Source organism: Bacillus zhangzhouensis (genome assembly GCF_000715205.1).
In the GTDB taxonomy this organism is placed as follows: Bacteria; Bacillota; Bacilli; order Bacillales; family Bacillaceae; genus Bacillus; species Bacillus zhangzhouensis.
Genome location: NZ_JOTP01000003.1, coordinates 85,411 through 105,935, shown reverse-complemented (window position 1 = coordinate 105,935; position 20,525 = coordinate 85,411). Strand labels below are relative to the sequence as shown.

23 protein-coding genes and 2 pseudogenes are annotated in these 20,525 nt (G+C 40.2%); 14 read left to right on the top strand and 11 right to left on the bottom strand.

What is annotated here, in order from left to right; translation table 11 throughout:
* Nucleotides 1–92: 92 nt before the first annotated feature.
* Both mbl and spoIIID read right to left on the bottom strand, forming a co-directional pair.
* On the bottom strand, nucleotides 93–1,094 hold the full coding sequence (gene mbl / locus BA70_RS03815; RefSeq protein WP_034318394.1) for a cell shape-determining protein Mbl: 1,002 nt from the start codon (nucleotides 1,092–1,094) through the stop codon (nucleotides 93–95).
* A 184-nt stretch (nucleotides 1,095–1,278) separates the two neighbouring features.
* Nucleotides 1,279–1,557: a sporulation transcriptional regulator SpoIIID gene (gene spoIIID / locus BA70_RS03810; protein WP_008343327.1), complete on the bottom strand. Its 279-nt coding sequence runs from the start codon at nucleotides 1,555–1,557 to the stop codon at nucleotides 1,279–1,281.
* Between the two features lie 348 nt (nucleotides 1,558–1,905).
* On the opposite strand from spoIIID, the gene BA70_RS03805 reads away from it, so the two are divergent.
* The 3 genes from BA70_RS03805 (at nucleotide 1,906) to BA70_RS03795 (ending at nucleotide 4,233) form a co-directional block, all read left to right on the top strand.
* Nucleotides 1,906–2,319, top strand: coding sequence for a MarR family winged helix-turn-helix transcriptional regulator (locus tag BA70_RS03805; RefSeq protein ID WP_034318392.1), 414 nt, complete (start codon nucleotides 1,906–1,908; stop codon nucleotides 2,317–2,319).
* A 15-nt stretch (nucleotides 2,320–2,334) separates the two neighbouring features.
* Entirely contained in the window at nucleotides 2,335–3,522 is a 1,188-nt protein-coding gene (locus BA70_RS03800) for an MFS transporter (protein ID WP_034318390.1), read from the top strand.
* A 111-nt stretch (nucleotides 3,523–3,633) separates the two neighbouring features.
* The gene (locus BA70_RS03795; protein WP_034318388.1) at nucleotides 3,634–4,233 is read left to right on the top strand and encodes an undecaprenyl-diphosphatase; all 600 of its coding nucleotides are present in this window, start codon (nucleotides 3,634–3,636) and stop codon (nucleotides 4,231–4,233) included.
* 38 nt (nucleotides 4,234–4,271) lie between these two features.
* Here BA70_RS03795 and BA70_RS03790 read toward each other — a convergent pair whose 3' ends face one another.
* Nucleotides 4,272–5,660 carry an MFS transporter gene (locus BA70_RS03790; RefSeq protein ID WP_034318386.1) on the bottom strand — a complete coding sequence of 463 codons (1,389 nt, stop codon included), beginning with the start codon at nucleotides 5,658–5,660 and terminating at the stop codon, nucleotides 4,272–4,274.
* A 178-nt stretch (nucleotides 5,661–5,838) separates the two neighbouring features.
* Between BA70_RS03790 and BA70_RS03785 the strand changes: the two are divergent.
* The 5 genes and pseudogenes from BA70_RS03785 (at nucleotide 5,839) to BA70_RS03765 (ending at nucleotide 9,962) form a co-directional block, all read left to right on the top strand.
* Nucleotides 5,839–6,725 (top strand): annotated as a pseudogene (locus BA70_RS03785) (transporter substrate-binding domain-containing protein).
* Between the two features lie 41 nt (nucleotides 6,726–6,766).
* Nucleotides 6,767–7,444 carry an amino acid ABC transporter permease gene (locus tag BA70_RS03780; protein WP_078061638.1) on the top strand — a complete coding sequence of 226 codons (678 nt, stop codon included), beginning with the start codon at nucleotides 6,767–6,769 and terminating at the stop codon, nucleotides 7,442–7,444.
* Nucleotides 7,445–7,454: 10 nt separating this feature from the next.
* On the top strand, nucleotides 7,455–8,195 hold the full coding sequence (locus BA70_RS03775) for an amino acid ABC transporter ATP-binding protein (protein WP_034318382.1): 741 nt from the start codon (nucleotides 7,455–7,457) through the stop codon (nucleotides 8,193–8,195).
* A gap of 192 nt (nucleotides 8,196–8,387) precedes the next feature.
* Nucleotides 8,388–9,596, top strand: coding sequence for an ammonium transporter (locus BA70_RS03770; RefSeq protein ID WP_034318381.1), 1,209 nt, complete (start codon nucleotides 8,388–8,390; stop codon nucleotides 9,594–9,596).
* A gap of 18 nt (nucleotides 9,597–9,614) precedes the next feature.
* Nucleotides 9,615–9,962: a P-II family nitrogen regulator gene (locus BA70_RS03765; protein ID WP_034318379.1), complete on the top strand. Its 348-nt coding sequence runs from the start codon at nucleotides 9,615–9,617 to the stop codon at nucleotides 9,960–9,962.
* Between the two features lie 85 nt (nucleotides 9,963–10,047).
* On the opposite strand, the gene BA70_RS03760 is transcribed toward BA70_RS03765, so the two are convergent.
* On the bottom strand, nucleotides 10,048–10,944 hold the full coding sequence (locus tag BA70_RS03760; protein ID WP_003214850.1) for a stage II sporulation protein SpoIIQ: 897 nt from the start codon (nucleotides 10,942–10,944) through the stop codon (nucleotides 10,048–10,050).
* A gap of 116 nt (nucleotides 10,945–11,060) precedes the next feature.
* On the opposite strand from BA70_RS03760, the gene BA70_RS03755 reads away from it, so the two are divergent.
* Complete coding sequence (locus BA70_RS03755; protein WP_034318376.1) at nucleotides 11,061–11,570, top strand: GNAT family N-acetyltransferase; 510 nt, start codon at nucleotides 11,061–11,063, stop codon at nucleotides 11,568–11,570.
* Nucleotides 11,571–11,602: 32 nt separating this feature from the next.
* Here BA70_RS03755 and BA70_RS03750 read toward each other — a convergent pair whose 3' ends face one another.
* Genes BA70_RS03750 through BA70_RS03740 form a run of 3 tightly spaced genes read right to left on the bottom strand, consistent with a single transcriptional unit; the run spans nucleotide 11,603 to nucleotide 14,488 of the window.
* Nucleotides 11,603–12,133 (bottom strand): TlpA family protein disulfide reductase, encoded by a 531-nt coding sequence (locus BA70_RS03750; protein ID WP_034318373.1) that lies wholly within the window; start codon nucleotides 12,131–12,133, stop codon nucleotides 11,603–11,605.
* Nucleotides 12,130–12,687: a MauE/DoxX family redox-associated membrane protein gene (locus BA70_RS03745; protein ID WP_034318370.1), complete on the bottom strand. Its 558-nt coding sequence runs from the start codon at nucleotides 12,685–12,687 to the stop codon at nucleotides 12,130–12,132. The genes BA70_RS03750 and BA70_RS03745 overlap by 4 nt, the downstream gene beginning before the upstream one ends.
* A gap of 1 nt (nucleotide 12,688) precedes the next feature.
* A complete protein-coding gene (locus tag BA70_RS03740) occupies nucleotides 12,689–14,488 on the bottom strand; it encodes an ABC transporter ATP-binding protein (RefSeq protein WP_034318367.1) in 1,800 nt (599 codons plus the stop codon).
* Between the two features lie 98 nt (nucleotides 14,489–14,586).
* Between BA70_RS03740 and BA70_RS03735 the strand changes: the two genes are divergently transcribed.
* Nucleotides 14,587–15,096 carry a thioredoxin domain-containing protein gene (locus BA70_RS03735; RefSeq protein WP_034318365.1) on the top strand — a complete coding sequence of 170 codons (510 nt, stop codon included), beginning with the start codon at nucleotides 14,587–14,589 and terminating at the stop codon, nucleotides 15,094–15,096.
* A gap of 48 nt (nucleotides 15,097–15,144) precedes the next feature.
* On the opposite strand, the gene BA70_RS03730 is transcribed toward BA70_RS03735, so the two are convergent.
* Together BA70_RS03730 and BA70_RS19290 are read right to left on the bottom strand one after the other, a co-directional pair.
* Entirely contained in the window at nucleotides 15,145–15,546 is a 402-nt protein-coding gene (locus BA70_RS03730; RefSeq protein ID WP_034318362.1) for a hypothetical protein, read from the bottom strand.
* Nucleotides 15,547–15,579: 33 nt separating this feature from the next.
* A complete protein-coding gene (locus BA70_RS19290; RefSeq protein WP_078061637.1) occupies nucleotides 15,580–15,774 on the bottom strand; it encodes a hypothetical protein in 195 nt (64 codons plus the stop codon).
* 298 nt (nucleotides 15,775–16,072) lie between these two features.
* On the opposite strand from BA70_RS19290, the gene BA70_RS03725 reads away from it, so the two are divergent.
* The 4 genes and pseudogenes from BA70_RS03725 to rpsN all read left to right on the top strand — a co-directional run bounded on the left by BA70_RS03725 (nucleotide 16,073) and on the right by rpsN (nucleotide 18,351).
* Nucleotides 16,073–16,495 carry a DUF5362 family protein gene (locus tag BA70_RS03725; RefSeq protein ID WP_034318359.1) on the top strand — a complete coding sequence of 141 codons (423 nt, stop codon included), beginning with the start codon at nucleotides 16,073–16,075 and terminating at the stop codon, nucleotides 16,493–16,495.
* Nucleotides 16,496–16,637: 142 nt separating this feature from the next.
* Nucleotides 16,638–16,739 (top strand): annotated as a pseudogene (gene rpmG, locus BA70_RS19285) (50S ribosomal protein L33); the annotation flags it as partial.
* Between the two features lie 129 nt (nucleotides 16,740–16,868).
* Complete coding sequence (locus BA70_RS03715) at nucleotides 16,869–18,065, top strand: GTP-binding protein (protein ID WP_034318357.1); 1,197 nt, start codon at nucleotides 16,869–16,871, stop codon at nucleotides 18,063–18,065.
* A 16-nt stretch (nucleotides 18,066–18,081) separates the two neighbouring features.
* Nucleotides 18,082–18,351: a 30S ribosomal protein S14 gene (gene rpsN, locus BA70_RS03710; RefSeq protein WP_034318354.1), complete on the top strand. Its 270-nt coding sequence runs from the start codon at nucleotides 18,082–18,084 to the stop codon at nucleotides 18,349–18,351.
* A 254-nt stretch (nucleotides 18,352–18,605) separates the two neighbouring features.
* Here the strand turns inward: rpsN and moaA are convergent, their stop codons facing one another.
* Nucleotides 18,606–19,613 (bottom strand): GTP 3',8-cyclase MoaA, encoded by a 1,008-nt coding sequence (gene moaA / locus BA70_RS03705; RefSeq protein ID WP_034318351.1) that lies wholly within the window; start codon nucleotides 19,611–19,613, stop codon nucleotides 18,606–18,608.
* A gap of 10 nt (nucleotides 19,614–19,623) precedes the next feature.
* Nucleotides 19,624–20,412, bottom strand: coding sequence for a formate dehydrogenase accessory sulfurtransferase FdhD (gene fdhD / locus BA70_RS03700; RefSeq protein WP_034318349.1), 789 nt, complete (start codon nucleotides 20,410–20,412; stop codon nucleotides 19,624–19,626).
* Nucleotides 20,413–20,525: the final 113 nt, after the last annotated feature.

Below are 20,525 nucleotides of genomic sequence, written 5' to 3'. Positions count from 1 at the left end.
CTAAACTCAATCTTCTATGAAATATATCGGCATATTTGCAGGGTTCTTTAATAAAAATCCCCCATTCTTTCTAAAAAGAATGAGGGGAATCATTAGCTGAGTTTACGCTTTGGCAGCTTATCCATATTATCAAGCATCACGCCAGTACCAACTGCTACACAGTCCATAGGATTTTCAGCTACGAAAACTGGTACTTTCAGCTCTTCTGCAAGCAATTGATCAAGCCCGTTTAGAAGACCTCCGCCACCTGTAATGATGACTCCGCGATCGATGATATCAGCTGATAGTTCAGGTGGTGTTCTCTCAAGAACTTGCTTCGCTGCCTGAACAATCGCAGATACAGATTCACGTAATGCTTCTTCTACTTCTTTGCTTGTGACGGTAATCGTTCTTGGTAATCCTGTCACCATGTCTCGTCCACGAATCGAAATCTCTTCGTTACGTGCGTCTGGGAATACCGTTGCAACTTGGATCTTAATATCCTCTGATGTACGCTCACCAATCAACAGCTTGTACTCTTTTTTAATGTAATTCAAAATTTCCAGATCAAATTTGTCTCCAGCCATTTTAATAGAAGAGGCGGTTACAATGTCACCCATAGAGATGACAGCAATATCTGTCGTTCCGCCTCCAATATCTACGACCATGTTTCCACTTGGCTGAAAAATGTCCATACCAGCACCAATTGCCGCTACTTTTGGCTCTTCTTCAAGAAATACATGCTTACCGCCGCTTTTTTCAGCAGCTTCTTTGATCGCCTTTTGCTCAACAGATGTAATGTTTGTTGGGCAGCAGATGAGCATACGAGGCTTAGAGAACAGCCCTTTCACATTTAATTTGTTAATAAAATGCTTGAGCATTGCTTCAGTTACTTCAAAATCGGCAATTACGCCATCTTTTAATGGTCGAATCGCAACAATATTCCCAGGCGTACGTCCAACCATACGTCTAGCCTCTTCTCCAACAGCCAGTACTTTCCCGCTATTTTTGTCAAGTGCTACTACAGATGGTTCATTCAACACAATTCCTTTTCCTTTGACATGAATCAGTACATTGGCAGTACCAAGATCAATTCCAATATCCCTAGCAAACATCTATATATATCCTCCTTGAAAATCTGTTTCCATAGCAAATACCACATTCTGCCCTAATTATATATTCTATCATAATTTGCAGAAAAAAAGATCTTTCTTTACAAAAGTCTTTACAAATTTTGTGGTTAGAAACTACCGATATGAGGAAGATATATATATCATGTTTATGAACAAAGAACTAAGCTTACTGTTTCACAGGCTCACCTTCTAAAATTTCTTCTTTTTTATACTTTAACTTCGTGGCTTCTCCTCCTCGCAAGTGGCGGATTGATTTATGATAATCCAGTATCTCCTTCACTTCATTAGCCAGATCTGGATTAATTTCTGGCAGTCTTTCTGTTAGATCCTTGTGTACAGTACTTTTAGAGACTCCAAATTCTTTCGCAATAACACGAACGGTTTTCTTTGTCTCCACGATATACTTTCCTATCTTGATTGTTCGCTCTTTGATGTAATCGTGCACACCACTCGACCTCCCTAAAATGGATGTGAGAAGTGTGAAATGAGATCCGTATGAAGATTATGCATTTTTAGCAGCGCTTGTTCGTCGTAATTTCTCATCCATTAGGTAGTAAATGCCAAACACGATCCCTCACCTCAAACACTCTCTTTGTCAGGTTTGTAACAGTGTATTAGCATTGCACAGGGAATATGCTAAAAATGAAGATGGGACAAGGGATTTATCAGAAAAGGCAAAATATAAAATTCATTTCGGGTGGCGAAAATTTTCACTTTACAAGCATGGATCAAGCACGTAAAATAGAAAAGGTGAATTTATTTACCTAGATAAATATTTAATAAAGGTGAGCATATGGATACGTTAAACAGAGAGTGTTTACATCAAATACATCAAAGCGCACGACTGCTGTCTAAAAAGGCGAACGAAGCGCTTGCTGCTTATGACTTGTACATGTCCCAGTGGACTGTACTTTTTTGTTTGGATACATTCGGCCCGAAAACACAAAAAGACATTTGGACATATTTGAACGTTGAAGCACCGACCATTACCCGAACCGTTACCCGTTTAGAAGCAAACGGCTGGGTGAAGCGTGTACAAGGAAAAGACAAACGCCAAAATCTCATCGTGATGACAGATGATGCAAAAGCTCGATTTGAAGAAATTAAGCGCACGATGGAACAATTTGAAGAAGAATGCCTTTCAGGCTTTACCTACGAAGAAAAACAGCTCCTCCATACACTTTTACACAAATTATCAACTGAATAGGAAGTGACATACATCATGAACGAACGCATTTGGACGAGAGACTTTATCATGATTGTCCTGGTGAATTTATTTACATTCACCTCTTTTTATGCCCTTTTGACATTGTTGCCCATTTACACAATGGATGAACTAAATGGAACAGAATCACAGGGCGGACTCCTTGTGACGGTCTTCTTATTATCCGCCATTGTGACGAGGCCGTTTTCCGGAGCAATTATTGAGAAATTCGGCAAAAAACGCATGGCGATTTTCTCTTCAACGGCTTTTGCCTTACTCACTTATTTATACATTCCAATAGATCAATTCCAAACGCTGCTCATGCTGCGTTTTGTACAAGGAATCTTTTTTAGCATTTTGACAACAGTAGCGAGTGCCATTGCTGCCGATATGATCCCGAAAAATAAACGAGGGGAAGGCTTAGGATATTTTGTGATGTCAATGAACCTGGCAGTGGTCATCGGTCCGTTTATCGCACTGAATCAAGTAGGAAAAGTAGGATTCCATTCCTTATTTCTTCTCTTTTCCATCATCGTCACCATCGGAGCAGCTTTTACGATCATGATTAGACAGCCGGAGCCTGAAAACGGAGGAAGCGTCGTCTTTCGATTCACTTTTTCTCACCTGTTTGAAAAAGGTGCCTTAAAAACAGCGGCAGTCGGAATCATTATTTCCTTCTGTTATTCGCCAATCATTTCGTTTATTTCAGTCTATGCCAATTCACTTCATCTGATGGATGCAAGCAGTTATTTCTTCATTGTTTTTGCGGCTGCAATGCTTGGATCCCGTCCGTTTACAGGCAAACTTTTTGACCGAGTAGGACCTCACATTGTGATCTATCCATCCATTGCCCTTTTTGCCATTGGTTTATGGATGCTGACCGCTACACATTCAGCGACAATGCTTCTTTTATCAGGCGCTGTGATTGGCCTCGGCTATGGATCTTTGGTGCCTTGTTTGCAAACACTAGCGATTCAGCACTCTCCAGCTCACCGTACGGGCTATGCAACGGCCACTTTCTTTACACTATATGATACTGGCATTGCTGCTGGCTCATTTGTATTTGGTCTTCTTGTCAGCTTCACAGACTTTTCAAATGTGTATCTCATTGCAGGCATCGTTGTCTTGCTAAGCATGGGCGTTTTTTACTGGAGCGAACGAAAACCCCAAGAAGCAAAAGCACAAAAGGTCTCACTGTCAGAATAGGATACTGTTTTAAACTTCACCGGAAACATGCTAAAATATAGGATATTTCAAATAAAGCATACAGGCTTGTTTGAAAAATAGTTGGCGTTAAGCGAAAGTATAGGTGATGTTTTGAATTACGAATTGTTTAAAGTCATACACGGGATGGCTCATCATTCTGAGTTTTTAGATCAGGCCATGATTTTCATTACGAAAAAAGCCATTCTTGTGTATGCCCTTGTCTTATTGATTTGCTGGTTTTTAGGTAATCACAAATTTAAGAAGCATGTCTTCTTCTCCGGTGTAACAGGTATCGTGGCACTCATTGTCAATTTTGCCATTACACTGTTTTATTATGAAGAGCGGCCGTTTGTGGCGCATAAAGTCGACACACTCATCCCGCACTCAGCAGACGCTTCCTTCCCAAGTGACCATACAACAGGCGCACTGGCTCTTTCATTAGCCATTAGATCCCGTAATAAAAAGCTCGGCAACATTTTGCTCGTCTTTGGATTACTTACAGGATTCTCCCGCATCTGGGTCGGTCACCATTATCCATTTGATGTCTTAGGCAGCTTGGTCGTATCGATTGTGGTTGTCTTTATCATGAATAAATTATGGAAGTTCTTTGACGCTCCAATTGATCGCATCGTGACGTTCTATGAAACAATCATGGGGAAAATATTCAGAAGGAAGCAAAAGGATCAGGGCTCTGACCTGTCCAATTCTTAAGCGGCTTGCGATAAAGTGATGAAGATTCTTCTTCCACTTTATCCGGCTGCTTTTTTTATTGGCTGTCTCCCTCTGACCATACTTGAAAAATAAAGACTGACGCCAATGCCGATCAGAGAAATGATGATCAACGTCCAGCCTAACTGCTCAAAATGGGAACCAGCGATTTCCTCACCAAACAACATGCCAAGTACGGCAGATGACAGAATGGAACCAAGGTACCGGCATGTTTGAAAAAGTCCGGAGGATGTGCCAATCATTTGCTGAGGACTCGCTTTTAGCATCGCAGCTTGAAGCGCAACATTCCCAATGCCGTAACTGAGTCCGAGTAACGCAAGAACCACTCCTTTCCCCCATAAGGGCGCAGGAATAAAAAAGAATGTCATCGCAGAAGCTCCACCCAGCATCAATACTGTACTTGCTAAAATCGGATGACGTTCATCCCCGCGATCCACCCACTTTCCTGTCAGCGGCGACACAATGATGCTCATCCCCGACATGCACAGCATAAAAAGACCCGTCATCTCCACACGCCAGCCTAATTCATCTTGGAAATAACTCGGCAAACCAAAAAAGAGACAATAGAAAAAAATATTTAAGATGATAAATTGCACATACACAAGCGACAGCCGCTTCTCCTTACGAAACATCCGAATTTGAATAAACGGTTCATCCACCTGATATTCCCACCAGATAAAAGCACCTGCACTCAGGAGACAAAGAATGCCCTGTACATACTGAATACCATCAGCAAGTGATAATAAAAATGAAAGCAGGAGTACAATACAAACTGTAAAAAGAAGCATTCCTGGCAAATCGAGCTTTCGTACAGTTTCTCCTATGCGGAGCTTTCTCTTCTTCTGCTCCTTCGGAAACAAAGATAGCCCAAGAAAGAAACTAATCAGAATAAAAGGCAGATTCACTAAAAAGATAGCTGGCCAGCCGCCGATTGTCATCAAAAACCCGCCAAGCGTTGGTCCGAGCGCTGTCATCGCTGAAGCAAAAATGGACAATACCGCTAATGCCGAAGCCTGTCTTTCCTTAATATGATCCCGAATGAGTCCAACACCGGAAGGATAGATGGCACTACTTCCAATCGCCTGCAACAGCCGGATCACAATCAGCACTGCAAAAGTCGGGGCAAAAGGGGCGCAAATGGCCGAAATGGCTACAAGAGCCAACCCAAATAAAAACAATGTTCTCCGGCTCATCACATGATCCCCAATCCGGCCGCTCACCGGCTGCGTCACCGCACTGGCTAAATAAAAAGTCGAAATGAGCCAGGATACGGTCGTAAACGACAAACCAAACTCATGCTGAATTTGATGCAAGGCCAAAGAAATCATCGAGGAATTCAGTGGATTTAACATCGTTCCAAAAGCAATAGCGGTTAAAAAGACCTTTCGGTTGTCCCTCCACTTGTTCATACACCGATCCCCCTCTTTGTTAAATGGCATGTTCTTTGCCTATCCTTCCGTTATTATGAGATTCATTTCCCTTTTTTACCCTTATCAATTCAAGTTCTCTCTTGGAACAGCAAGACATACATTTTAAAAAGGGAGCACATTAGAAAAGCACATGCAAAATTGAGAATATGAGGAAGAGATGGTAATATTCATTTCATGTTTGAAAGCCTACTTTCTCCTTATAGGAGAACAGCTGAAAAGGAGGAGAAGCATATTATTAAAAAAAGACGGTTTTGGGTCCCAGCCCTTTTCTCGGTTGCAGTATTACTTCTGTCTTCGTGTGGTTCAAATGAAACAAATGGGAACGGAGATAAACGTAATTCTACAGCGAAAGGGTCCCCGATTTTGGAGGATGGAAAATTTATTTTTGCAGCATCAGGTGAATTTCACCCATTCAGTTACATGGATGGAAACCAGATGTCCGGCTTTGATATCGATGTAGGCAATGCGATTAGCGACAAGCTCGGTCTTGAGCCTGTACAGAAAAAATATAAATTCGCAGGTATTGTCGAAGGCGTCAAGTCAGGAAAATTTGATGCGGCAGTTGCCAGTCACACCATCAATGAGGAACGAAAAAAACACGTCCTTTTTTCTAAGCCCTACTATTACTCGGGTCCACAAATCTTCACAAGACCTGAAGCAGACATTCAAAGTGCTGATGACTTAAAAGCCAAAGAAATCGCTGTATCAAAAGGTTCGTCCTACGCTGATATTGCGAAAGAACATAGCGGGCAGGAACCAAAATATTACGACAGTGATGTAGTCGCTTTAGAAGCACTAGCCAACGGAAAACACGATGCGGTCGTGACTGATTTTGTTACAGGTGCAGAAGCCATGAAGAAAAAATTGAAAATCGAACCGCAGAAAAGACTCGGACAAAGTGAGCAAGCAATCGCTGTGTCAAAAGAAAATGAACAGCTCATAGAAGAGATCAACGACGCAATCGACGCACTAAGAAAAGACGGAACATTAAGACAAATTAGCGAAAAATACTTTAACGAAGATATTACCGTCAAACAGGATTAAAACCACGATTGTGCGCCCTTTTCTAGGCGCACTTTCTTCAAATGGAGATGATTGTTTTGCCTACCCTATCACACTTTTTTCAGACGCTGATTGATTCTAGAGGCATTTTCTTAGAAGGGATGCTGCTCACCTTACAACTAACTGTGATCAGCATCTTCATCGGTATGTTCATTGGGCTCTTCTTTGCTTTACTAAAGATATCCCGCGTGGCGGTTTTCGGTTATATCGCAAATGCCTATATCTTTCTTGTACGCGGAACACCACTCATTGTTCAAATCTTTATCCTTTATTTTGGACTCACGGAATTAAATATACCCGACTTCTGGGCTGCTTCCATTGCGCTAGCCTTTCATAATGGTGCCTATATAGCAGAAATATTCAGAGGCGCCATCCAATCAATCGACCAAGGTCAAAAAGAGGCAGGACGTTCTCTTGGAATGGGCCGCTTTTTAACCATGAGACGTATCATTCTCCCGCAAGCGATGCGGCGAGCCCTCCCCCCTCTCGGTAATCAGTTCATTATCGGCTTAAAAGACTCATCACTTGCCGCCTTTATCAGTGTCAATGAACTATTTAACGTAGCAACCACTCAAGGCTCCAACAGCTTTGACAATATGACGTATTTACTTGTTGTCGCTGTCTATTACTTAGTTCTTGTCCTGCTATTAACATTCGCTGTCCAAACCTTTGAGAAGAAACTTTCAGTCAGTGATCATTAGGAGGAGAAGCATGACAAAATCAAAGGAAATCATTCGTGTTGAAAAACTCAATAAATACTTTGGATATCTGCATGTCTTAAAGGATATCGATCTCACCGTGTACGAAAATGATGTCGTCGTCTTAATTGGGGCAAGCGGCTCTGGAAAAAGCACCTTGCTCCGCTGTATGAACTTTTTAGAAATAAAAAATGACGGTCAGATCATCATTGATGGCAGCCCTGTACAACCAAAGTGTGATCAACTAAACGAAATGAGACAAAAAATAGGCATGGTGTTTCAGCATTTTAATCTCTTCCCGCACAAAACTGTGCTTGAAAACATCATCGAAGCACCTGTGATGGTGAAAAAAACAAAGAAAGCACAGGCCATCGCTGAAGCCAAAGTCTTGTTAGAAAAAGTAGGACTTGCAGATAAAGCCAAAGTGTATCCTTCTAAACTATCAGGCGGACAAAAGCAACGTGTTGCCATTGCACGGTCTCTCGCCATGAAACCTGATGTCATGTTATTTGACGAACCTACGTCTGCCCTTGACCCAGAGCTTGTAGGTGAGGTGCTGCAAACCATGAAAAGCCTCGCAAAAGAAGGCATGACAATGGTCATTGTTACACATGAAATGGGCTTTGCGAAAGAAGTCGCCGATCGTGTCGTCTATATGCACGAAGGGCGCATCGTTGAAGAAGGGATTCCATCGGAATTGTTCGATTCTCCTCAAGAGGAGCGAACCAAACTGTTTCTCAGCTCCATTTTATAGGTCAAATGCCCTTTATTTTTAGTGATCAACGCACGTTTTTTCTCATTTCCCACGAACATTTCATCCATTTATATTGAACATAACCAAAAACCATGTTAGATAAACTTACACGAATATGTTATATGTGACTTTTCTCTCTATAATGAAGAATTAAGAAATCAATTAATTCTGAATGATTCGGGGGAATGCAGCATGCAAATGGGTGATACAGTATTTATGTTCTTCTGCACACTACTCGTGTGGTTAATGACACCGGGTTTAGCCTTATTCTACGGGGGACTTGTGAGAAGTAAAAATGTGTTAAGTACAACAATGCACAGCTTAACATCACTAGCCATCGTCTCGATCGTCTGGATCGTGTTTGGCTATTCCTTGGCTTTTGCGCCAGGCAATGCATGGATCGGAGGCTTCGAATGGGCTGGGCTAAAAGGGGTTGGCTTTGAGCCTGGTTCATATAGCGATACCATTCCACATTCATTGTTCATGATGTTCCAAATGACCTTTGCCGTCTTAACAACAGCCATCATCTCAGGTGCCTTTGCCGAACGTATTCGTTACTCGGCAGTGGTCGTGTTTACAATCCTTTGGGTCACATTTGTATACGCTCCAGTCGCACACTGGGTATGGGGCGGCGGTTGGATTGGAGAAATGGGCGCACTTGACTTCGCTGGAGGAAACGTGGTTCACATCTCATCCGGTGTTGCCGGTCTAATCGTTGCGATTGTTCTTGGGAAGCGAAAAGAAGCAGCAAGTTCTTCCCCGCATAACTTGATCTACACACTTCTTGGCGGAGCTGTCATCTGGTTTGGCTGGTTTGGTTTTAACGTCGGAAGCGCCCTGACGTTAGACAGCGTCGCCATGTTTGCCTTTATTAACACCAATACAGCAGCTGCCGCAGGAATCATCGGCTGGCTGTTAGTAGAGTGGATGATCAACAAAAAACCAACAATGCTCGGCGCCATTTCTGGAGCCATTGCTGGTCTTGTCGCCATTACACCTGCCGCAGGCTTTGTCACACCATTTGCTTCTATTATTATAGGAATCATTGGCGGAATCGTCTGTTTCTGGGGAGTCTTCTCTCTCAAAGCCAAATTCGGCTATGATGATGCCCTTGATGCATTCGGTCTTCATGGAATTGGTGGTACTTGGGGAGGAATTGCAACAGGACTTTTCGCAACAACCTCTGTCAATGACGGCGGAGCCAATGGCTTATTTTACGGAGATCCAAGCTTACTTTGGAAGCAAGTTGTCGCCATTGTCGCCACTTACGTCTTTGTTGCTGTTGTAACATACGTGATCATCAAAGTGGTCAATATCTTCTTCAAGATTCGTGCAACCGAAGAAGAAGAATCAGTGGGTCTTGATTTGACCATGCACGGCGAAAAAGCATATCAAGATTAAAGAAAAAGGGGTGTCTCGATGAGCAAAATGTATAAAGTGGAGATTGTCACACGGCCAGCTAATTTTGAAACATTAAAGGTGGAGCTTGGAAAGATTGGTGTCACCTCAATTACTTTTTCAAATGTACACGGCTGCGGCTTACAAAAGGGACATACAGAGCTATACCGCGGCGTCAAAAAGGAAAGCAACGTGTACGAACGATTAAAGATCGAGATCGTCCTAAGCAAGGTACCTGTCGAACAGGTCGTTGAAACAGCACAAAAAGTACTTCGCACAGGCGAACCAGGGGATGGGAAAATGTTTATATATGAAATAGAGAATACAATTAACATCCGAACAGGTGAAGAAGGACCTGCCGCCTTATAATACATCCTCCGCCGCGTGGCGGGGATCTTTTTAAGACAGAAAAAAACCTCTGTGTAGTCATCTACACAGAGGATCTTACAAGACATTAAGATTGTTTTGTTTCTTCTGACTGACTGCTGTCTTTAGAGGAATCTGAAGACTTTTCTTGATCAGAGGATTTCCCCTTCTCATCAGACTTTTCTTCAGATTTTTCTCCAGCCGGCTCTTTGGCCTTATCTTCAGCAGCAGGTTCCTTCGTTTTTTCATCAGCCTTTGGCTGAGCAGGTTCTTTTGCTTCTTCCGTTACTTCTTGTGCTGCTTTTTCAATAGTAGAAACAGGCTTATCAATGAAGCTAAGTGGATTGAGCGCTAAACCTTCCATACGAATTTCAAAGTGCACATGGTTGCCGCTTTCAGCACCATAAAGATTTTTACCAGAAGCACCGATGACATCATTCTGCTTCACTTCATCGCCTTCTTTTACACTCACTTGAGACAACGATTGATAAACAGTTGACAATCCATCTTCATGTTCAATTTCAACGACATGACCGAGAACTGGATCTTTTTTCGCTTGAACGACCGTTCCACTAAGAGCAGCTGTGACATCAAACACTTTGCCATCTTTATCTGCAAGATCAATACCTTTGCTTAAGGTATAGGTGTTATTATAGTTTACAAGTGCTGCTTCTTTTTCTTTTTGATCAGCATCTGCTTCATAGAACTTTTTCACGACAGAAACATTATCAGAATTCTGGACTGGCATTGCAACATTTTCAATTGGCTTTCCAACTTCAACGGCATCATCACGCTGTTCTTGTCCTGTTTGATTTCCATCAGATAGTTGATCTTTCACATCTTTTGATACAGCTTGATACCAAAGAACTGCTGTTAACACGACCGCTGCGCTGACCAAGTAAATAGCAGGGAATACCCAGCGCTTACGGAAAAATTGCTGAACTTTTGTGATTTTGGAAGTACGTTTCTTTTCTTCCTCTCTCATTTTTCATCACCTCAGCAACATTCTGAACACTTTTCAAAAAATATATACACCCGAAATCATTTTTCTTTTTATTTTGCGCAATCGCATCAATAATATGTATGATGAATGAAAAAAAGATGGGAGACTTTATTGTGAAAACTTTCAACCGCATTGCAACAGAAGATGACCTCAAAACAATCGTCGATATCTACAATTCAACCATTGCTTCAAGAGAAGCGACTGCCGATACAGAACCTGTTACAGTTGAAGCCCGCAGGCAGTGGTTTTTGAATCATTCAGAGAAAAGACCTCTCTATGTGAAAACAGATGAAGAAGGGAATATCTACGGCTGGCTCAGCTTTGAAACGTTTTACGGAAGACCTGCATACAACGGAACCGTTGAAATGAGTATTTATTTAAACCAAGACTATCGAGGAAAAGGCTTAGGATCGATTTTCTTACAAGAGGCCATTGAATTGGCACCCTCATTAGGCATCCGAACGTTGCTTGCCTTTATTTTCGGGCACAACGAAGCCAGCATTCGACTATTTAAAAAACACGGCTTTGAGACTTGGGGACACCTGCCACGCATCGCAGAAATGGACGGCAACAGGTACGATTTAGATATTCTAGGAAAAGAATTATAAAACGAGCGTCTCTAAAAGAAAGAGACGCTTTTTTATGAAGCGTGCAACAGCTGTTCAAACTGTTTCGCATTTTGAAGAGATTTTCTTTGTAGGATGATTCCATGTTCATCAATGTGAATCGCTTGCGGGACAACAGTTATCCCATACAGCTCCATGATTTGTGAAGAGCGCATATAAACGGCCTGATCCGGCAGCAATTGAAGGAGCGACGCATCATCCGCTTGTTCATCTCCATTAATAAAAATGAACTGAACATCATCACTAGAAATTTGCTGCTGCATATCAGCCAAAATGCTTTTGCACGTCATACAAGTAGAATTCACAAATAACAGCATGACGGCTCTCCCGCTTTGCAAATATTCCTTTAACATCACCTTTTCCCCTAAATGCGTATAGCTTCGAAATAACGGAGCCGGATCACCAACTTCCGCTTCCTTCAATTCAATCCCATCAAGGGTTTTTATTTTATTCATAAATTTCCCGATAAAACGGGCAAGCAGAAACACCACAGCCAGCTGAGCAATGACAATCAATAACACAATGATTAATAGAATATCTGTCATTTCATTTTATCTCCTTCTATAATTGATCCAAATTGATTGATCCACTTTCGCTTGAATAACATGATTTCTTGACCGACCGCTATGATGAAACAGACAGCCACTGCAATCAGAAAACAAATGATTTTGAAGTTCAATGGAATCGTCTCTACATAGGAATGCACATAAAATAACCCCATCACAAGTGCCAACATCAACATATTTCGAATCACAATCCCCCAATGAAGACGTTCGTTTTCAAGAAGGCCTCCACAGCCACACGAAATATCACGATGCCCTCTCAATAAATTAAACGTGACCGCTCCAGTATAGATACATAAAAGTGCTGTAAGACCAATCGCAGGTACGAGAGACATATTCCAAATGAACAAATGAACCGTACAAACCAATTCAACAAACAAAAATAAATAAAACATTGGTGCTGCGAAAGATGGAGGCAGCAACCGATAAGCATTCATCTGCTGCACATGCGCCGTCTGTTTTCTCACTTTATCAAGCCACGCACCTGCAAAAATGATTCCTAGTAGATAGACACCTATGAAATAAAAGACACTCACCTTACACCATCTCCTTTTGTTGAAATAGTTGAGATTGTGCCTCGTAAAGCCTTTTGTACTCTCCGTTTAGCGTCATAAGCTCATCATGGTTCCCCTCTTCAACGAAAGCACCATCTTTCATAACGATAATACGGTCTGCTAAGCGGGCCGCTCCCATACGATGTGTAATAAACAAAACACCTTGATCCTGCGTATGATCGAATAACTTTCGAATGAGTGAAATCTCCGACAGTGGATCGAGAGCAGATGTTGGTTCATCTAAAATGATAAAATCACTCTCTCTAAAAAAGGTTCTCGCCATCGCAAGCTTTTGCCATTGTCCACCAGACAGTTCATGACCTTCTTCAAAAAAGCGGCCAAGCTGCGCATCATACGTCTCTTCCATTTGATGGATTCTTTTTTCTATACCTGCTTGCCGCGCAGCTAAAATCATTCGCTCTTCCTCATCTATATCGTCGATACGGCCAAACCCAATGTTTTCTTTCACAGTGAATTCGTACTTCATAAAATCTTGAAAAAGAACAGACATTCTAGCATGATATGACCTTTTATGAATGGTAGAAATGGACTCACCATTGACTTTCTGCATATTCGGCTGATCTGGATCGTATAAGCCGGTCAAACATTTGATCAAAGTGGTTTTACCTGATCCGTTATCCCCGACTAATGCTACACGTTCACCTTTATTGATATGAAAATGTATATGCTCAATAGCAGGCGTTTTCATATTCGGATAAGTAAAAGAGAGATTTTCTAGTGTGATAGACTGAATATGCTCGATCCTCCGAAGCGATGCTGCACTTTCTGACTGTTCATGAATCTCCTCTTCTCTCTTTTGAAAAGCCCTCATTTCATCCACATAAAGACTCGTTTCATATAAACTAGAGAATTCCCTCGTTAAATCTTGAAAACCACTTTGAATGTTTTGTACAGCTTGCAGCACAGCGACAAACGTCCCCGCCGCTATTTTTTTTTGGAAAATAAGAAAGACAATAAAAAGACCGCAGCACACATAGGCAAAGGTCATGAGCAATCCGCCCGCCATCTCCCAGCGAACTTGCCGTTTAAGCAATTTATATTTCTCATCTGCACTTTTTACATAATGACCTTTCCATTTTTGAAGAAGATAATTCCCTATTCCATATAAACGTACTTCCTTCAGAGAATCTCTTTGTGCTACAAGATCGGACACATACATTTCTCTTCGGTCATTGGCAGTTAACATACGGTTTAATTGATAACGCGCACCTCCAAAGAAAAGTTCAATCCACAAGACAGGCAGGGTAAACACGATCAGAATGACTGCCAAGCCCCAGTGGATACCGATCATGTAAATGAGAAGTGATACAACAGTAATCAACGCGCTCATGATTGTGAAAATACTTCTGACCATACTCAGAACGTGCTGATGACTGTTCATCACACGTTGACTTTCATTATAAAAAGACGGGTGTTCAAACGTAATATAGGGAAGCCTTATCGCCTTCTGAAGCAATTCACCCTTCAAATGCAAACCAATCAGATTTGTCGCTTTCTGCTGACTAAGCTGAAGAATGAACTGAAGCCCATATCCTAAAACCACAATGACCATTTGCAACCCAAATAACCATAAAACCTTTTGTATGTCTCCTGAAGAAGTCATAAATAGAATAATTTCATTAATCAATGTTTGAATAATCCAGACGCTAGCCAAAGGCATAAAACCAACGATCACTTGGACCAACAAAGTTAAAAGAAGATAAGAACGACTTCTTTTCCAAGTATAGGAGATTGCATATAAACAATGGTTTACTGTAATCATCAAATGCTCCACCTTACACCATTTAGTATAATTGACATATTTTTGATATTTGTATTATGATAGCTTTGCGTAACTTCACTCTGAGAGGACGATATACGATGAATTCAATCTTAACTTTACAGCTCACTCTTATTCTTTGCAGTCTGTTATTAACTGTCGGAATCATCACCTATTTAAAACATCAGATGAAACTGATCATCTTACCTATTCAACATGTTGGACAAAAACTTTCGCACCCGCTTCTCGAACAACCATCACCCATTCATATGAATGATCTGCTGCAAACAAATCACAAGCAGCAATTACTTATTTTCACTGACACAGCATGTCCGCACTGTATCCCATCACTTGAACAATTCCTAGAAACGATAGAACAGCGTAAATTAAACGTCTCATTTAGTATCTTGTTAAAGAATGGGCAAAAAAAGGATCAAGAATTATATCGTGATAACCAAACCAACATGCAAATTATCCCGGTGGATGAGCAATTAATAGAGGCATTCCAGATTCAAGAGTTTCCATATTACATCATGGTAGAAGACGATGAAACAATCTCATATGCAGCACCTTTTCCGGATGGTCTTTATTCAAGGCTGCCTGCAAAATAAAGATAAATGAGGCATGTGAAGAGTATCAAACACACGCCTCATGATTTATTATTGTGAATTTGGCTGAATATCCTTATCTTTTTCCCCTGCAGCGACTTCACTAGCTTCACTTGAAGCTGATGCTTGTTCCTCAGCTTGTTCAAACTCACTGCGAGCTTCATTTGAAATGTCTACTTGATCACCGTGCTGATTCACAGTAACAGACGAAGAAGCCCCCTCTTTTTGAACCTCTTTCTCTAGTTCCTTTAATTTAGAAACATGAAGCTCTAAATCCTTTCCTTGCTGAACTAAAGTCAGTTGTTGAAACAATGCCTTTCTCTCTTCTGGAGAATGGTCGCCTTGAACAATTTGCGCAGCTTGGGTTAAAAAAGAGTTTGATGTTTGGCCCGCTTGACGACTGTTCGACGTCTGCATAGCATTTGTTAAGAATGAAATTGAAGTTATGCTCATGCGTTCACATCCTGTTAAATAAGATACCTAGATTTAGCAGCCACATCTAATGCGTTCTTCGCTAGTACAAATCTCACCTGTGTCACGATCCACGTAGTAACGGAAAGTTCCAACACCTTGAAGGAAACAAGTTGGTGCTGATTTGCAAGAAGTTACTAATTTTTGCAAAATACATCTAGATAATGCAGGTTGAACATTGGTCATTTTGTTTAAAAAACGATCTAACATATGAATTCCACCTTCCAATTTTTATGGTAATACAACACAATAATAACCAATTACAAGACAACTAACAACATATTTTGATAAATTTACTAATTATTTTTGACTACTACCCTTGTATATGACATAATTTGTCGCTAAAAATCATAGTAAATGTTACTTTTTTCTTATTTGGAAATAATTTAATTATCCATAAATAGTAAAGTGAAGATAGAAACATTTAAAATTGTTCAACATTCACTCTTCCTAAAGTACTACTTGCTCAAGTATGATAAAGAGTGAATACATAAAGGAGTGAACACGATTGCAACAAACTGAAAAAATCATTCAATCTCTTCATTCAATTACAAAGTGGGGAAAAGTTGGTAGTATCTTTCTCTATATTTCAGGTGGACTTTCGATCCTTATTGGGTTTTGGCTTGTTCTTCCTGCTGCCCTTGGCGTTTTCCTCATTATGATGGGGATTCATGTACAAAAATCTGTGAAAGCAGCTGAACAATTGATTCAAGCTCCTGATACTTCTTACGAAGACTTGTTAGAACAATATGCTAAGATGATGAAAATGCAGACACTGTTCGCCATTTCAAGTATCGCCGCAGTCATTCTCTCATTCATCGCCATCATTTTGATGCTTGTACTAGGAGGACTAGCCTTTCTCCAAGAGATTCCTAGTGATTTCCAGCAGTACGACGGTGATTACGAACAAGAACTCGGTGACTTTTATTAATGGAGGGGGGTATCAATTAACATTAGATACCCCCTTTGTTTTGTGATTTTGCATTGATCATGATACTAAGCTTGACAATCAGCCTTTATCATTTTAAAATACAAATCGTAACGATTACGAATAAAGGAGGATCATATCACTTATGCGCGTGAAAATCACCTTAGCCTGTACTGAAACAGGTGACAGAAACTATATCACTACAAAAAATAAACGAACAAATCCGGACCGATTGGAATTAAAAAAATAATCTCCTCGATTAAAGAAATATACCCTTCATAGAGAAACAAAATAATTTTTTAGATTTTAAATCGTAACGATTACTTTTTAAGTGAGGCGGAAAACAAAATGAGCATTTTTAAAAGGACAGAAACAAATGAATAAACAAATACCTGTTACAGTATTAAGCGGCTTTTTAGGAGCGGGAAAAACAACGACATTAAATCATGTTCTTCAAAATCGTAAAGGATTAAAAGTAGCTGTTATTGTAAATGACATGAGTGAAATTAATATTGATGCGGAATTAGTCAAGCAAGGCGGCGAGCTCTCTCGATCAGATGAGAAACTTGTTGAACTATCTAATGGTTGTATTTGTTGCACATTGAGAGAGGACTTGTTAATCGAAGTAGAACGCCTTTGTCAGGTTGGTCATATCGATTATATCCTCATTGAGTCAACAGGTATTAGTGAACCAATCCCTGTCGCTCAAACTTTTTCTTACATCGATGAAGAAATGGGCATAGATTTGACACGCTTTTGCCGACTAGACACGATGGTAACAGTGGTAGATGCAAACCGTTTCTGGACTGATTTCCAATCTGGAGAAAGTCTATTAGATCGTAAAGAAGCCGTTTCCGATGATGATGAACGTGAAATTTCTGATTTACTCATTGATCAAATTGAATTTTGTGACGTGCTAATTATTAATAAATGTGATCTTGTATCACCATCAGAACTAGATCGACTTGAGCACGTGCTGACCACGCTTCAACCAGAAGCAACTATCATAAGAACCACAAAAGGTAAAGTACAGCCAAGCGACATTTTGAATACTGGTTTATTCGACTTTGAAAAATCCAGTGCTTCTGCTGGCTGGATAAAGGAAATCAACGCTGGACATTCTCAGCATACGCCGGAAACAGAAGAATACCAAATCTCTTCATTTGTTTATGAAAGAAGACTCCCTTTTCATACTGGCAGGCTGAATAATTGGTTAGATCAGATGCCAGAGCAGATTGTTCGCACTAAAGGATTTACCTGGCTTGCCACACATCATGATTTAACCATTTTAATTTCACAAGCCGGAAAATCTGTTGCGATTGAACCTATTGCATACTGGATTGCTGCCTTGCCCGAGCAAGAAAAAACACGGATTTTAAATCAGGAACCAGAGCTTCTTGATGAGTGGGACGCAGAGTTTGGCGATCGACATACGAAACTGGTTTTTATCGGTGTGGACTTACCTAAAGCAGATATCATTCGCACACTTGACCAATGCTTACTCACTCCTGAGGAATATGATCAAGATTGGACAACGTTTGAAGACCCCTTTCAATGGAAAATACACAATTAAACCAGGAGGGTTTTAAATGGCAAAGAAATCAAAGATTGCTAAAGAAAAAAAGCGGCAGCAGCTTGTTTTGAAATATGCGGAATTAAGGAAAGAGTTAAAAGAAAAAGGTGACTATGAAGCTTTGCAGAAATTACCTAGAGATACCTCCCCCACTCGCTTAAAAAACCGCTGTGAATTAACTGGCCGTCCTAGAGGTTACTTACGGAAATTCAAAATGTCTAGGATTGCTTTTCGTGAGCTTGCCTATAAAGGACATAACCCAGGAGTGAAAAAATCAAGCTGGTAAAGATTGATTCGATCTTATCACAGCTCCTGTAAAAGTAAAGCAGCGCAGTATGATTGAAAAACTATTTTCCAGACTTATCTTACTCTTTTCGAGTCATATAATAGCATTTTAAAAAACAGCAGAATCTCTGCTGTTTTTTTATGATGATTGAGTTTATATGATGAATTGGCCTGTTTTTAAAAAGAGATTTTCAACAGTGATTATGCCATTTCCTCTTCTTTTCAAAAATACATGATCATGATACTTTGTTGTCACTACCCACCGATATATGACATTTCAACTTTTTTCTGATCTTTCTTTTGCTCTCTCTCAGTTGAATATTGATCATGCCTATTTGACCATAGCTCCTTCAATATTCTCGTTATATCTTCATCATTTTCTGTCGTACGAATGATCCGTTTTAGATCAAAACCCGATGATGCAAAGAGACATGTGAACAATTCACCACGTGCAGATAGTCTTGCTCTATTACATGATCCACAAAAAGCATCTGAAACGGAAGAAATAATACCAATCTCTCCTGAACCATCTTCGTAAAAAAATCGATTGGCTACTTCACCCGCATATCGAGGGGGTTCGGGTTTGATAGGATTTTTTGAATCAATCAGATCAATTATCTCTTTTTTCGTCATCACATGCTCTAAATTCCATTTATTTGTATTGCCGACATCCATAAATTCGATAAATCTCAAAATGTGTCCTTCTTTTTTAAAATAGGCTGCCATTGGTAAGATATCCTGATCATTCACACCTTTTTGGACAACCATATTGATCTTAATAGCAAGTCCAGCCTTTTTTGCTGCCTTAATCCCATCAAACACTTTTTGGATGGAAATATGTCTTCCATTCATTTGCTTAAAACGTTCGGGGTTTAATGAATCCAAACTAATGGTGACTCTGTGAAGCCCTGCTTTCTTTAACTTATCAGCATATAAAGGTAAAAGCGTTCCATTGGTTGTCATAGCGATGTCTTCAATTCCTGGAATTTTTGCGAGCTTTTCTATTAAGATGGGCAGATCTTTACGCATTAAAGGTTCACCGCCCGTGATGCGTAATTTCACCACACCTAAGTCCTTTGCAAAAAGGGTAGCAAGTCGTTCAATTTCTTCGAAACTAAGTAGCTCTTCTTTATTTAAAAAAGGATAATCTGGTCCAAAGATTTCAGCAGGCATACAGTACGTACATCTAAAGTTACAGCGATCGGTTACCGATATTCTTAAATCGCGCAATGGTCGATGCCTTTTATCCAAAATACTGACCATACTTTGCCTCCTATTCTGTAATACGCTGGTGATGAGTATAGATATTAAAAGATCCTCCTCTGACGAATCCAACTGTCGTGATATTTAATTCTTCTGCCATTTTAAGCGCTAGCTCAGTAGGTGCTGATTTTGATATCACAATAGATACTCCTAGTTTCGCTGCCTTCAATAGAACTTCCGACGATATCCGGCCGCTAAACACAAGGATTTTATCTCTAAGTGGGATTCGGTGAAGTAAACAATATCCATAGATTTTATCCAAAGCATTATGTCTTCCTATATCAGTTCTAGTGATGAATAGCTTCTCTGTGTCACACAGTCCAGCATTATGCACACCACCAGTATGTCGAAATAATTGGCTTTCGTCTTGTAAACATTTCATTAAGTGCATACAGGTTTCAGCAGATATATTAATTTGATCAGTGGCTGTTTTTGCTGTCTTCACATCTTGGAGAAAATAAAAGTGTCTCCCTTTCCCACAGCAAGAACCAATCACTCGCTTTGTAAAGTCTGATGAATGAAAACGACTTGAGTGGATTAAATCAACATATGCAAAGCCCATACTTTCATCTATTGTAAACCTTTTAATCTCATTTTCAAATCGAATGACTCCTTCTGAAGCTAAAAAACCGATAACCAATTCTTTCAAATGCTCTGGTGAACAAACGAGTGTCACAAACTCTTCTCCATTCACCATCACAGTTAAAGGAAATTCTTCTACAACATCATCTGTTTTGCAGGTAAATTGGCCATCACGATATTGGTGTATGACTCGTTTCTTTTTAACAGAAGGGTTCATTGTATGATCTTCCTTTCAACACAAATTTAGTTATATGAACCAAACAAATTGTGATATTATTTTAAAAAGTCATAAAAATGTAACATATTTCTATCTTATCAAACTTTTTGATT